Genomic DNA, 13,342 nt, shown 5'->3' with positions numbered 1-13,342 from the left:
TACAGCCTTTGAAAGTCAGAGCGTTTCTATAACGTGGTTGCCGTTGGTGTAGATGCACAGATCGCCGGCGATTTCCAAGGATTTTTTGACGATATCGGCAGGGGCCATGTCGGTGTTTTGTACCAGTGCCAAGCCTGCTGAGTGGGCGTAAGAACCACCAGAGCCGATGGCTGCAATGCCGTGCTCGGGTTCCAGTACGTCACCGTTACCGGTCAGCACTAAGGTGTGCTCTTTGTCGGCAACAATTAGCATCGCTTCTAGGCGGCGTAAGGCACGGTCCGTGCGCCAGTCGCGAGTCAGTTCTACCGCGGCGCGCATCAAGTGACCTTGGTGTTTTTCTAGCTTGGCTTCGAACAGTTCCAGCAGGGTGAAAGCATCTGCTGTTGCACCGGCAAAGCCAGCCAGTACAGAATTTCTATAAAGCTTACGGATCTTACGTGCCGTCGCTTTAATAACGATATTGCCTAGGGTGACTTGGCCGTCGCCGCCAATGGCAACGTCCTCGCCGCGGCGTACGGCAATAATGGTAGTGGCGTGAAATTGTTCCATAACATTCCTTACTGTTCTTAGCTGGCAGATGGGGGTAGATGTTAGGAATTCAAGAGCAGGTAGTCAGAAATAACTGTGCCACGGTAGCCGAAGCTAGCGTGGCACAGGGTACAGATCTGGGCAGTCTGTGACAGTGGCTATTAGTCGCCGTAGAGCTTCTGGCGCTTTTCACGACGCTCTTGGGCTTCTAAGGACAAGGTGGCTGTTGGGCGAGCGAGCAGGCGTTGCAACCCGATGGGTTCACCTGTTTCCTCACACCAGCCGTATTCGCCAGCATCAATCAAGGCAATGGATTGTTGTACTTTCTTGAGCAGCTTACGCTCACGGTCACGGGTACGCAGTTCCAGTGCATGTTCTTCTTCGATAGTGGCCCGGTCTGCAGGGTCAGGCACGAACTGTGTTTCACGCAGGTTTTCAGTAGTGGCACCAGCGTTAGCCAAAATTTCCTGCTCCAGCTCACGCAACCGGCTTTTGAAAAAAGCCAGTTGAGCGTCGTTCATGTAGTTGCTGTCCGGCATGGCCAATAACTCTTCAACGCTTAGCAGCTTGGTGGGGTGATTGCTGACATTCGATTTGTTTGCCATGATTTTCTCTCTCTAACGTAGTGGGGCAGAAGGGAGAGCGAGGTCGTTAGACCAAGCAGTTTTCCAGCCCTTGCGTAAAAATCTCCTGAGGCAGTTTACGTCCGATGAAAACGATTTTACTTTCAGGTTTTTCTTTGGCTGCCCACGGTTTCCCGGGTTCAACCCCCATCATCATGTGTACCCCCTGGAACAACATGCGGCGATTAACGCCTTTGAGGTAGAGGATACCCTTGTACCGCAACAGATCCGGACCAAAAACCTGGGTGATACCGCCCAGGAAGTCTTCCAGGCGTTCCGGATCAAAAGCTTTGCGTGAACGGAACACAAAGGCACCAATTTCATCTTGATGCGGCGCGTGGTGGTGGTCATGACCACAATCGGTACCGCAGTGTTCACCATGCTCGTGTTCATGGTGATGTTCATGATGATGGTGGTGTTCGTCCTCGTCTTTGAGGAAATCTGGGTTGATATCTAAGATGGCATCCAGATTGAAACCACCCAAATCCAGCAATTCGTTGATATCGGCTTCACCGAAGTGCACCGATGAAATGCTGGCACGGGGGTTGATCTTCACAATGCGGTTACGCAATGCTTGGAATTCTTCTTCTGACACCAAGTCTTTCTTGGAAATCAGAATACGGTCGGCAAAGCCGATTTGTTGTTGTGATTCAGATTGCTGATCCAGCGTTTCCATACCGTGTTTGGCATCGACTACCGTGATGATGGCATCTAAACGGTAGTGGGCGGCAACATTATCATCAACAAAAAACGTTTGGCAAACAGGGCCTGGGTTGGCCATGCCGGTGGTTTCGATGATGACGCGATCAAAATGGACGCTGCCACTGGCACGACGCTGATACAGGTCGCCCAATGCGCGCATTAAGTCGCCACGTACGGTACAACACACGCAACCATTGCTGAGCTCAACAATTTCTTCGTCGCCATCTTGGATCAGAAGTTCGTTGTCGATGTTTTCAGGCCCGAACTCGTTCTCGATCACGGCGATGCGTTGCCCATGCTGTTCAGACAGTATGCGCTTGAGCAAGGTGGTTTTACCTGCGCCAAGAAAGCCGGTCAGAATGGTTACTGGGATCATAGAAGCGTTGGTTGCATTCATGGTTGGTATCAAACAGAAACTGGGACGGCAAGAAAATAACTTGCAGATTACAGCACAGCCTTGCGTTCAGGGCAAATCCCCGACTCGCACGGCGAGAAATAAAGCAATATATACGTTTTATGCGCGAGAAGCCATCGGTAAAAGGTAGGAATATTTAGCTACATAAGCTTTGTTGACAGTTTTTGCACAATGCTTGCAACTCAGTTTCTTGTGTGGCGAGGGCAAAACCAGCTTTGGCTACGCATTCTGCCAATTGGGCGCTTAGTTGTGGTGCGCACAGTTCGGCGACCGCACCGCACTTGGTGCAAACAATCAATAAGTCATGAGGGTGACCATTGGCATCCACACAGGCCGTCCACGCATTGACGGCATCCAAACGGTGGATTAACCCTTCTTCCGTCAGAAACTCGAGCGCGCGATACACCGTGGGAGGGGCCGCACCGGGCTGATCCTGCCTAAACAAATCCAGCAGTTCATAGGCTTTGAGGCTGCGCTGTTGCTTGAGCAGCAATTCCAGTACCTGCTTTCTGATGGGGGTTAAACGTTTACCCCGCTGCTGACAGAGTTTTTCAGCTGTTTGCAGTTGTGCATCTAGGGCTTGGGGAGTCAGAACATGCACAGGCATAGTAAATTCAGAGACACAAAAAGTTGGATATGTTATAACATAACGTATCTGAAAGATAATTCAATCTACCGATCTTACCAGTAAGTCATGCATCACAGTAGAACCGCAGCACATTCCGATTCAGGAATGGGGAAAAAAAACTATAGAGGCACGGTACTGTTACGCTCCGCTTGGCAGCGCTGTTTGCGCGTCGTGCCGGTCGTTGCGGGCTTGTGGTTACTGAGTGCGTGGGCCTTGGGGTGGTTAGCATAATGGCAACTCCAAAGATGGTAATCAGTTTGGATCAGGTGTCGTTAGGCTGGCGCGATAAAGTGGCAGTACGGGATGTCAGTGGTCAGTTTATGCAAGGTGGTTTGTATGCCTTGGCAGGACCAAATGGTGCGGGTAAATCTACCTTATTGAAAGGTTTGGCGGGGCAACTTAGCCCGTTAAAAGGCCGCATTACCATTGACTCGCCACAACGCCTGGCATTTTTACCCCAGTTTGGCGAGTTAGACCGCAGTTTTCCCATTAGCGTGTATGACTTGGTGGCCATGGGGGCATGGCGTCGTACTGGTGCGTGGCGTGGTTTGGATGAGTCTGAACATCAACGTGTATACGATGCGTTATGCCAAGTGGGATTGCAGGGTTTTTCAGAGCGGGCCATTAGTACGTTATCGGGTGGACAGATGCAGCGCGTCTTGTTTGCGCGACTCATCATGCACGATGCTCCCATTCTTTTATTGGATGAACCATTCTCTGCGGTGGATAAAGCCACCACAGACGATTTGCTGGTGCTGCTGCACCGCTGGCATCAGCAAGGGCGTACCGTCATTGTGGTGCTACATGATTTACACACGATCAGACAACATTTCCCTGAAACTGTTTTGCTCGCTGGGCAATTGGTAGCGTGGGGGGATACCGAAACCGTGCTAACGGCAGAAAACCTGCACATGGCTCGTCACCTGTGTGAGGGGGATTACCTGTGATGTGGTTGTATGAAGTATTAATTTCCCCCTTTGTGGAATTTGGCTTTATGCGCCGGGCATTGGCGGGCTCCTTTGCGTTGGCAGCGGCAGCTGGGCCGCTGGGTGTGTTTTTGGTATTGCGCCGCATGAGCTTGATGGGCGACGCAATGGCGCATGCCATTTTGCCGGGTGTGGCGGCTGGCTTTTTGTTATCGGGTTTATCTGTAGGGGCCATGGCCTTAGGCGGGGTGATTACCGGCCTAGTGGTGGCACTGTTGGCGGGGTTGGTGTCGCGGTTGACGCCGCTACGAGAAGACGCCAGTTTTGCCGCATTTTATTTGGTGTCGTTGGGCCTAGGGGTACTGCTGGTTTCCCTTAAAGGCTCAAATATGGATTTGATACACGTGCTGTTTGGCACGGTATTAGGGTTGGATGACGAAGCCTTATTGCTGGTCACCGGTACCTCTAGCGTGGCGTTGTTGGTACTGGCCATTATTTATAGGCCGTTGGTGATGGAGTGTTTGGACCCTTTGTTTTTACGCTCAGAAGGGCGATCTGGCTCGTGGGTGCACATGCTGTTTCTGGTACTGCTGGTTGTAGTGCTAGTGGCTGGCTTCCAAGTGCTGGGCACCTTGATGGTCGTGGGGATCATGATGTTGCCTGCCACAGCGGCTCGTTTTTGGGCGCGCTCTGCCAGTAGTCAGATGGTTTTGGCCGCCGTGTTAGGCATGGGCGAATGTTTTGTAGGGCTACTGCTTTCCTATTACGGTAACGTGCCCGCGTCACCCGCCATTATCTTGGTGGCTGGTTTGACCTATTTTCTATCTTTGGCCTGTGGTCCACAGGGCGGGTTGCTGCAACGGTTGCGGTAACAAGGTTGTTTGGGCCAACTCATCATCAGAAAGGAAAAGCACATGAACACTACAGAACCTCAACGCCGCTGGTTGCAACCCTTTGGGCGCTATATGGCGCAAGGCGCAGTCGCGCTGGCGCTTAGCGTTGCAGTGTCTGCTGCAATGGCTAAACCGGTGCCGGTAGTTGCCAGCTTTTCTATTTTGGGTGACATGGTAAGCGTGGTGGGTGGTGACGCTGTAGAGGTGGACACCTTAATTGGCCCTAATGCTGATGCGCATGCGTTTGAGCCCAGACCGGGTGATGTACGTAAACTGGCCGAAGCCAAATTGCTAGTGGTGAATGGTTTGCAGTTCGAGCCATGGTTGGCAGGGTTGGTGCAATCTTCCGGCTACAAAGGTAAGCAAGTCGAGGCGACAAAAGGCATACAGCCACTGGACAATGATGAGCACGCTCATCACCATACTGACGACCACGACCACGACCACGACCACGACCACGACCACGACCACGGTCATGAAGGGCATGATCACGGCCCGCAAGACCCTCACGCGTGGCAAAGCCTAAGCAACGCGGTGGTGTATGTGGAGAATATCCGCGATGCGCTAAGCGATGTGGCGCCAGAGACTGCGCCTGTTTTCCAAGAAAATGCCGCGCGTTACATAGAGCAACTGCAGCAGTTGGATGTGGACGCCAAACAGCGTTTAGCGGCTATTCCGGCAGAGCGTCGTAAAGCCATGGTGTCGCACGATGCATTGGCCTACTTGGGGCATGAGTACGGCATTGAGTTTGTGCCGCTCTTAGGTATTTCTAGCCAAGCAGAGCCGTCTGCACGTGACGTGGCAAATTTAGTGCAACGTGCGCGCGCTGAACACATCAGCGCTATTTTTCTGGAAAATGCGGCTAGCCCAGCGTTGGCTAAGCAATTGGCTCGCGAAACTGGGGCCAAGATGGGCGGTACCTTGTACACCGATGCGCTGGCTGAGCCCGGTCATGAAGCCGATACGTACTTGGGCATGATGCAGAGTAATTTGCGTGCCGTAGAGCAGGCTCTGTTGCCTTAATTAGGGTTTGCGGCGCGCGCGTGGGTGGGCGTTATCGTACACCTGCGCTAAATGCTGAAAGTCTAAGCGAGTGTAGATTTGCGTCGTGCTGATATTGCTGTGTCCCAGCAGTTCTTGCACGGCGCGTAAGTCTTGCGCGGATTGCAGCATATGGCTGGCAAAGCTGTGGCGCAAAGCATGTGGGCTGACATCTAACGATAGCCCGGCTTCTAGGCATAACTTCTGTAAACGGGTTTGTACCATACGCGGGTGTATGCGTTTACCTTGCGACCCTAAAAATAAGGCGTAGTGGTTTTCGGCATCCTCAGTGGGGCTACAACGTACACTGCTGCGTTGTTGTAGCCAACATTGCACCGCATGTAAGGCTTTACTACCTATGGGTAACGAGCGCCGCTTATTGCCTTTACCCAGTACTTGTAACTCAGCGTCTTGCAGACTTAGCCAGCTAGACGATTCATACCCCGCTTGCTTGACGTAGTGGGTATCCAAGCTGACCAATTCGCTTAACCGTAAGCCACTGGAGTACAGCAGTTCAAACATGGCTTGATCACGGACCTGCATGGGGCTTAGATGCTTTAAGCTTTGCGCGGGTTGGTGATCAAGCAGTTGTTGTGCTTGGTCTACTGATAATGAACTGGGTAGCGGGCGTGGGCTTTTTGGGGCCTTAAGCTCTAAGCAGGGGTTAGGGTGCTCAGGCCGTTGTTCACACCACCAATGAAAGAAATTACGCCATGCGGCTAAGGTACGTTGCAAGCTGCGCGGGTGCAGGCCACCAGCGTGCAGCTCGGCTAACTTCTGGCGTAAAAGAGCAGGGGTAATAGAGCTAGGTGATACGGGCTCGGATAACGGCAGTATGTGCTGTATGTCGTGCTCATACGCAGCAAGGCTATGAGCAGATAAGCGTCTCTCGTAGCGTAGGTAGTCCAACCAGGACGGCACGTACGCCGCATCGGCTGCCGGCATGTTTAGGCTGTGCCTCGGCTAAGGGCGGCAGAACACAGCTGGCCAATATTGACCAAGAACTCGGTGCCCATATCTGCGGCAAAACGTTCTGCTTGCGTTGCACCCAAAATCAGGATGCCAGAGTTCTTCTGGGTGTCAGGATGCAGTAGTGGCACCACAGCCACTGATTGAATGCTGTCAGGTAGCAGTGCCAGCACCTCTTGTGGCGGAATGCCACATTTAGGTGTGGTCAGCGTTTGTGCATACGTTTGCAGTGCTTCAGGTGCTTCTGTGGCAGCAAAATCGCCCCAGCAGTGCAGAGCAATAGCATCTAGGTCAAAGACTTCGGTCAGTGATTCTTGTATGTGCAGTGGCAGTTGCGCTGTATCGGTTTCTGCCAGCATGGCGCATGTCCATGTGCGTAATTGCTCGGCAATACGCTGGTTGGCACTGGCGTTTTCTATCAGTGTGTGCAGCTTACGTTCTAGCTCTTTGTTCTTAGCACGTAGCCCTAGTATTTGACGCTCGCCCAGCGAAATTGCTCTGGTTTCATGAGGGTGGGGAACACGTAACTCTGAAAAGAGGTCGCGATGTTGCAGGAAAAAATCTGGGTGGGTACTCAGAAACTGGGCGATAGCAAGGGCGTTCAGATCAGAGGGACTCATGCAGTATCCTTTGGCAAAAGCGGTAGGCAGCGTTAAGTTTAGTGTAGGTGTTCTGGAATGGGGGGAGCCTCGGGCGGAACCTTGTAGCGGTTGTAGCTCCATAGGTATTGTTCGGGAAAGCGTTGAATCAGCTCTTCCATGCCTTGATTAATCAGTAAGGCCATGTCTTCTACGTTGTCAGGGAAGGGCTCTGGTAAACGTAGGTAATGAATTTTCCAGCCTTGGCCTTTGGGCAAACGCTCACCCGCTGTTAAGACGACGGGTACTTTGGTTTGTAAGGCCAATTTAGCGGCTAACGTCATGGTGTAGGCACGTTTATCAAAAAAGGGCAGCCACAAACCATCACCACTGCTGGGGACTTGGTCGGGCAGCATTCCTACCGCTTCACCACGGCGTAATGCCCGTACAAATTCGCGTATACCTTGCACGTTGGCCGGTACCGAGTGTAGGCCGGGAGTGTCGCGCGAGGCGCGCATGGCTGGCTCTAAAAACGATTGGCGGGGGGGTCTGAACATTACCGTGATTGGGCCATATTGCACCAAGCGGCGGGCAGTAATTTCAAAACAGCCTAAGTGTGGGGTCAGATACAGTACACCTCGGTTTTCGGCCAAGGTTTGGGTCACGATGTCGGAGTCAGGGTTTTGGCACATGCGTAAGCACTGCTCAGTTTGTAGCCATACTTTAGGCAGCTCCATCAGCATGGCACCGGTTTCGGCAGCCGCACGGCGCGCAAATCCACGGTTGGTAAAACCGGCTTGTGCCGCATTTTCGCGCAGCCTATTGTGGTAACGGCCTGGCACAAAATAGACAATAGAACCCACAAAGCGTCCCAGCGCATGCAGCACGCGCAGCGGCAACGCAGACATCAGACGTAATAAAAACAACAGCATAAATCCCAGGGCATAACGCCAGAAATTTGTTTATACATTTAAAGATGTGTCATTTTCGCTTAAAATGCAATTTATCGCTGAGTTAACCGACAACTTGCGGAGCGATATGCCAGTTTACTGGCCCTTAAACCCGCTAAAGCGTCGCGCCCGATTAAACCTTTGTGTATGTGGTGCAACGCAGCTCGTTTCCTTTTAATGCGCATCACTACAGGACGCAAAAGCTGTGGCAAATAACGACTTCTTATTTACGTCTGAATCTGTCTCTGAAGGTCACCCAGATAAGGTTGCTGACCAAATTTCCGACGCAATTCTAGACGCCATCTTCGAACAAGACCCTAATGCGCGTGTGGCAGCTGAAACGCTGTGCAACACCGGTTTGGTGATCTTGGCCGGTGAAATTACTACGACAGCCAACGTGGATTACATCCAAGTGGCACGCGACACCATCAAACGCATTGGCTACGACAATAGCGATTATGGAATTGATTATAAGGGTTGTGCCGTTTTGGTGGCATACGACAAACAGTCACCAGATATTGCACAGGGCGTAGACCGTTCAGAAGAAGAAATTCTGAACCAAGGTGCCGGTGACCAAGGCTTGATGTTTGGTTACGCGTGTGACGAAACTCCTGATTTGATGCCAGCCCCGATTTGGTACGCACACCGTTTGGTGCAGCGCCAAAGCGAATTGCGTAAAGATGGCCGTTTGCCATGGTTGCGCCCAGACGCTAAATCCCAAGTGACTTTCCGTTATGTGGATGGTCGTCCTGCGGAAGTGGATACCGTAGTATTGTCCACACAGCATTCCCCTGAAATCTCTCAGGAAGACATTCGTGATGCGGTGATTGAACACATCATTCGTCCTAGTTTCCCTGCAGAATTGCTGACCGAAAACACCAAGTTCTTGGTGAACCCTACCGGTAAATTCGTGATTGGTGGCCCACAAGGCGATTGCGGTTTGACTGGTCGTAAGATCATTGTGGATACCTACGGTGGTGCTTGCCCTCACGGTGGTGGTGCTTTCTCGGGTAAAGATCCTTCCAAAGTAGACCGTTCTGCTGCGTATGCGGCACGTTATGTGGCGAAAAACGTCGTAGCTGCTGGTTTGGCACGTCAGTGCCAAGTGCAAGTCAGTTACGCTATTGGTGTGGCTGAACCCATCAACATCACGGTGTACACAGAAGGTACGGGTGTAGTGTCGGATGAGCGAATTGCCGAATTGGTACGCGAGCACTTCGATCTGCGTCCTAAAGGCATTATCAATATGTTGAACTTGCTGCGTCCTATCTACAGCAAAACAGCCGCTTATGGCCACTTTGGTCGTAACGAGCCGGAGTTCACATGGGAAGCCACCGATAAAGCAGCGGCGTTGCGTGCTGCAGCTGGTTTGGCGTAATTGCTCATAGTACAAAGAGGCGCTTAGGCGCCTCTTTGTGTTCTTGATGCTCGCTTTCGTTGCTAGAGGCCTTCGCTAAAATCAGGGTATTAGGTCTTAGCACGAAGACAATTAGCAGGTACAATTTACACGTTTTGATTCCTGTCTGAGGAGCGTTGCGACAAACCCCGTGCGGTTTGCCAGGCTCAGGCAGTAGCGTTGATCCCCTTCAACGACGCTCACCAGATTCTCGTGCCGAGAAGCCGTGGTGATGCCAGCAGTGTGCCCCGTCGGTTCTCGCACCTCTTTATCGGAGCACACATGACTGTTAAAACTGAAGATTACGTGATTGCAGATATTAGCTTGGCAGGCTGGGGCCGCCGAGAAATCGCTATCGCTGAAACAGAAATGCCGGGTTTGATGGCAACTCGTGACGAGTACGCCGCCTCCCAGCCACTGAAAGGCGCACGTATTGCTGGCAGTTTGCACATGACGATCCAGACCGCTGTGCTGATTGAAACACTGGTGGCGTTGGGTGCAGAAGTACGTTGGGCATCTTGCAATATTTTCTCCACACAAGACCACGCAGCCGCTGCTATTGCTGATGCAGGCATCCCTGTATTCGCGGTAAAAGGCGAAACGCTGGAAGAGTATTGGGAATACGCCCACGACATCTTCAACTGGCCTGGTGAACAAGCCAACATGATTCTGGACGATGGTGGCGATGCCACGTTGTTGTTGCACCTGGGTGCACGCGCAGAAAAAGACGTGTCGGTACTGGACAAACCCACCAGCGAAGAAGAGCGCGTGCTGTACGCCAGCATTCGTGCACGCTTGCAGCAAGACGGCACATGGTACTCCACACGTCTGGCACAAATCCAAGGCGTAACCGAAGAAACGACTACAGGTGTACACCGCCTGTACCAAATGTCCAAACGTGGCGAATTGGCGTTTCCAGCAATCAACGTGAACGACTCGGTGACCAAATCTAAGTTCGACAACCTGTATGGCTGCCGCGAATCACTGGTAGATGGCATCAAACGTGCAACGGACGTAATGGTTGCCGGTAAGATCGCCGTCGTAGTGGGCTTTGGTGACGTGGGTAAAGGTTGTGCACAAGCATTGGCCGCTTTGCGCGCTCAAGTGTGGGTGACAGAAATTGATCCTATCTGCGCATTGCAAGCCAGCATGGAAGGCTACCGTGTGGTGACAATGGAAGAAGCTGCTGACAAAGCGGACATCTTCGTGACTGCTACAGGTAACTACCATGTGATCACGCGTGACCACATGGAGCGCATGAAAGACCAAGCTATCGTTTGCAACATCGGTCACTTCGATAACGAAATCGACGTCGCCGCGATTGAAGACCTGCAATGGGAAGAGATCAAACCTCAGGTTGATCACGTTATTTTCCCAGATGGCAAACGCATCATCTTGTTGGCACAAGGCCGCTTGGTGAACTTGGGTTGTGCTACAGGCCACCCCTCTTTCGTGATGTCTGCTTCCTTCACCAACCAAACCATTGCGCAAATCGAGTTGTTTACACGTGGCGAAGCCTACGAAAAAGGCCAAGTTTACGTATTGCCTAAACACTTGGATGAAAAAGTAGCACGTTTGCACCTGAAGAAATTGGGTGTAAACCTGACCGAGTTGAGCCAGCAACAAGCTGACTACATCAACGTTCCTGTAGATGGCCCTTACAAACCAGGCCACTACCGCTACTAATCGTGTAGAGCAGGGCATTGCATTGTGCAGTGCCCTTTTTTTAAGGGAGTTTCATGATGATCTTGTTACTGATCTGGATTCTGAATGCTGTGGCACTGTTGGTGGTTGCTTACGTGCTGCCAGGGATTCATGTGGCCTCGTTTGGCTCAGCCATGATTGCTGCTGTGGTGCTAGGCCTGCTCAACACCTTGGTCAAACCGATTCTGACGTTGTTGACCTTGCCCATTACTATCGTGACATTGGGCTTATTCCTTTTAGTCATTAACGCGCTGGTATTCTGGATGGCTGGCTCAATCCTAAGCGGCTTCCAAGTGGATGGTTTCTGGTGGGCAGTGATAGGCGCCATTATTTATAGTGTGGTCTCAGGGTTCTTTTCAAGGTTATTAGTCAATGACTCAAACGCAGTCTCTTAGTCTGGAGTTTTTTCCGCCGCGCGATATTGCCGCACAGGAAAAACTGGTACGTACAGCCAAAACTCTGCAAGGGTTGAATCCAGCCTATGTGAGCGTGACCTTTGGGGCGGGTGGTTCTACCCGCTCAGGTACCGTGGGTGCAGTGGAGTTGCTTCAAAACTTGGGTTTTGACGTGGCACCGCATATCTCGTGCGTGGGTTCTACGCGTGACGAGTTGCTCGCTATCTTGGATGATTACCGCGAACGTGGCATCAACCGTATTGTGGCGTTGCGGGGTGACCTGCCATCCGGGATGGGTGGTGCCGCCGGAGAGCTGCGTTACGCCAGCGACTTGGTGAGCTTGATTCGTGAGCACAGTGGTGATCATTTCAACATCGAGGTAGCGGCTTACCCCGAAATGCATCCGCAAGCGATCAGCATGGAAACCGACTTGCAGAACTTCATCAACAAGGTGCAGAAAGGTGCAAATAGTGCGATTACGCAGTATTTCTTCACGCCTCATGCCTACTTTGATTTTGTGCAGCGAGTACGCGAGAAGGGCTTAGATATACCTATAGTCCCTGGCATTATGCCTATTACCAACTCGTCGCAACTGCTGCGTTTCTCGAATATGTGTGGTGCCGAGATTCCGCGTTGGATGCGTTTGCGTTTGGCCGATTTTGGTGATGATCGTGCGTCTATACGTGCTTTCGGGGTGGATGTGATCGGACGCTTATGCCAAGACCTGCTGGATGGCGGTGCTCCGGGTATTCACTTCTATACGCTAAACGGTGCGGATGCGTCGATGGCAATCTTACCTAAGCTAAGCTTTAAGTAATCAGGCAGTAAAAAGGGGCTAGTACAGCCCCTTTTTCTATGGTGTGGTCGGCATTACAGCGTGGTGGGGGCGGGTTTGGCCCAGCCCTTATCGGTTAATACAGCGTCCAATTGGAAGTCGTGATCCTGAGGGGTGTACTCTTCTGCCGACAAGTCGCCACATGCCCAGCCTAAACCTATGGTGGTGAAGTGATGACCTTGATCGCGTAGCGCGGCCAGCGTGCGGTCATAGTAGCCTTTACCATAGCCCAAACGGTCGCCTTGGCGAGTAAAACCCAAGGTAGGCACTAAAATCAGTTGGGGAGCTGGGGCTTCGTCATTGGTGTTGGGTTCCATAATGCCAAAAGCACCGGTTTTCATGTCTTCGTCTGGATCCCAAGGGCTAAAGCGTAGTGGCTGATCTGGTCCTATCACCACTGGTAACGAAACGTGCATTCCTTCATCTGCCCATTTGTATAACAATGGTTGCAATTCCGGCTCATCCGTTAAGGACCAAAATGCGGCAATATGGCTGATGGGGGCTCTATTGATTTCGGTACGTGCCTTATTGATACCTGCTACCCATGTGTACAACCGACCGCGCATCAGCAGAGCACCGCGGTTTGTATCGGATTTTGCTTGTTGTTTACGTTTTTCTAGCAGTCTTTGTCGTAACATAATGAATTGGTGTCCTACAGTCCGGCGATTCCGCCCCAGCACGTTCTCAAGGCAGGTAAAAATATGAGTGCAAAGCCCCTAAGGTATCAGAAAAACGAAGCGGTTTCACATTCCGTGTTGC

General features: G+C 51.8%; 15 protein-coding genes and 1 riboswitch. Of the genes, 7 read left to right on the top strand and 8 right to left on the bottom strand.

The annotated features are described in order from the left end of the window. Positions 1-15 precede the first annotated feature (15 nt). The 4 genes from hslV to GY634_RS07440 all read right to left on the bottom strand — a co-directional run bounded on the left by hslV (position 16) and on the right by GY634_RS07440 (position 2,875). Complete coding sequence (hslV, locus tag GY634_RS07455) at positions 16-549, bottom strand: ATP-dependent protease subunit HslV (RefSeq protein ID WP_166407924.1); 534 nt, start codon at positions 547-549, stop codon at positions 16-18. 140 nt (positions 550-689) lie between these two features. Next, positions 690-1,133, bottom strand: coding sequence for an RNA polymerase-binding protein DksA (dksA, locus tag GY634_RS07450; RefSeq protein ID WP_166407923.1), 444 nt, complete (start codon positions 1,131-1,133; stop codon positions 690-692). Between the two features lie 46 nt (positions 1,134-1,179). After that, positions 1,180-2,250 (bottom strand): CobW family GTP-binding protein, encoded by a 1,071-nt coding sequence (locus GY634_RS07445; RefSeq protein WP_166407922.1) that lies wholly within the window; start codon positions 2,248-2,250, stop codon positions 1,180-1,182. 154 nt (positions 2,251-2,404) lie between these two features. Continuing rightward, complete coding sequence (locus GY634_RS07440) at positions 2,405-2,875, bottom strand: Fur family transcriptional regulator (RefSeq protein ID WP_166407921.1); 471 nt, start codon at positions 2,873-2,875, stop codon at positions 2,405-2,407. Between the two features lie 251 nt (positions 2,876-3,126). On the opposite strand from GY634_RS07440, the gene GY634_RS07435 reads away from it, so the two are divergent. The 3 genes from GY634_RS07435 to GY634_RS07425 are packed head-to-tail and all read left to right on the top strand — an operon-like array spanning position 3,127 to position 5,738. Further along, complete coding sequence (locus tag GY634_RS07435) at positions 3,127-3,843, top strand: metal ABC transporter ATP-binding protein (RefSeq protein WP_166407920.1); 717 nt, start codon at positions 3,127-3,129, stop codon at positions 3,841-3,843. Continuing rightward, a complete protein-coding gene (locus GY634_RS07430) occupies positions 3,843-4,694 on the top strand; it encodes a metal ABC transporter permease (RefSeq protein WP_166408123.1) in 852 nt (283 codons plus the stop codon). Before GY634_RS07435 ends, GY634_RS07430 begins: the two co-directional genes overlap by 1 nt. Positions 4,695-4,736: 42 nt before the next feature. Next, a complete protein-coding gene (locus GY634_RS07425) occupies positions 4,737-5,738 on the top strand; it encodes a metal ABC transporter solute-binding protein, Zn/Mn family (RefSeq protein ID WP_242683641.1) in 1,002 nt (333 codons plus the stop codon). On the opposite strand, the gene GY634_RS07420 is transcribed toward GY634_RS07425, so the two are convergent. From GY634_RS07420 to GY634_RS07410, 3 genes are read right to left on the bottom strand one after another with little or no spacing between them, the layout of a single operon-like run. Further along, positions 5,739-6,701, bottom strand: a complete 963-nt coding sequence (locus GY634_RS07420; protein ID WP_166407919.1) for a tyrosine recombinase XerC — start codon at positions 6,699-6,701, stop codon at positions 5,739-5,741. It abuts the gene before it with no gap. 2 nt (positions 6,702-6,703) lie between these two features. Further along, positions 6,704-7,345, bottom strand: a complete 642-nt coding sequence (locus tag GY634_RS07415; protein ID WP_166407918.1) for a DUF484 family protein — start codon at positions 7,343-7,345, stop codon at positions 6,704-6,706. Between the two features lie 38 nt (positions 7,346-7,383). Continuing rightward, positions 7,384-8,244: a lysophospholipid acyltransferase family protein gene (locus GY634_RS07410; protein WP_278249025.1), complete on the bottom strand. Its 861-nt coding sequence runs from the start codon at positions 8,242-8,244 to the stop codon at positions 7,384-7,386. Positions 8,245-8,458: 214 nt separating this feature from the next. Here GY634_RS07410 and metK point away from each other — a divergent pair, with 214 nt between their 5' ends. The 4 genes from metK (at position 8,459) to metF (ending at position 12,565) form a co-directional block, all read left to right on the top strand. Beyond that, positions 8,459-9,631, top strand: coding sequence for a methionine adenosyltransferase (metK, locus tag GY634_RS07405; protein ID WP_166407916.1), 1,173 nt, complete (start codon positions 8,459-8,461; stop codon positions 9,629-9,631). A 141-nt stretch (positions 9,632-9,772) separates the two neighbouring features. Continuing rightward, positions 9,773-9,858, top strand: a riboswitch (S-adenosyl-L-homocysteine riboswitch). Between the two features lie 73 nt (positions 9,859-9,931). Continuing rightward, the gene (gene ahcY / locus GY634_RS07400) at positions 9,932-11,335 is read left to right on the top strand and encodes an adenosylhomocysteinase (RefSeq protein WP_166407915.1); all 1,404 of its coding nucleotides are present in this window, start codon (positions 9,932-9,934) and stop codon (positions 11,333-11,335) included. 56 nt (positions 11,336-11,391) lie between these two features. Next, complete coding sequence (locus GY634_RS07395) at positions 11,392-11,748, top strand: phage holin family protein (protein ID WP_166408121.1); 357 nt, start codon at positions 11,392-11,394, stop codon at positions 11,746-11,748. Then, positions 11,726-12,565, top strand: coding sequence for a methylenetetrahydrofolate reductase [NAD(P)H] (metF, locus tag GY634_RS07390; protein ID WP_166407914.1), 840 nt, complete (start codon positions 11,726-11,728; stop codon positions 12,563-12,565). The genes GY634_RS07395 and metF overlap by 23 nt, the downstream gene beginning before the upstream one ends. Before the next feature lie 53 nt (positions 12,566-12,618). Here metF and GY634_RS07385 read toward each other — a convergent pair whose 3' ends face one another. Next, a complete protein-coding gene (locus GY634_RS07385) occupies positions 12,619-13,221 on the bottom strand; it encodes a 5-formyltetrahydrofolate cyclo-ligase (RefSeq protein ID WP_166407913.1) in 603 nt (200 codons plus the stop codon). Positions 13,222-13,342 lie beyond the last annotated feature (121 nt).

The sequence above is a fragment of the Paenalcaligenes suwonensis genome (assembly GCF_011290505.1).
Taxonomy (GTDB): Bacteria; Pseudomonadota; Gammaproteobacteria; order Burkholderiales; family Burkholderiaceae_B; genus Paenalcaligenes; species Paenalcaligenes suwonensis.
The sequence above is the reverse complement of the archived record's forward strand: the minus strand, read 5'-3'. Positions and strand labels throughout refer to the sequence as shown.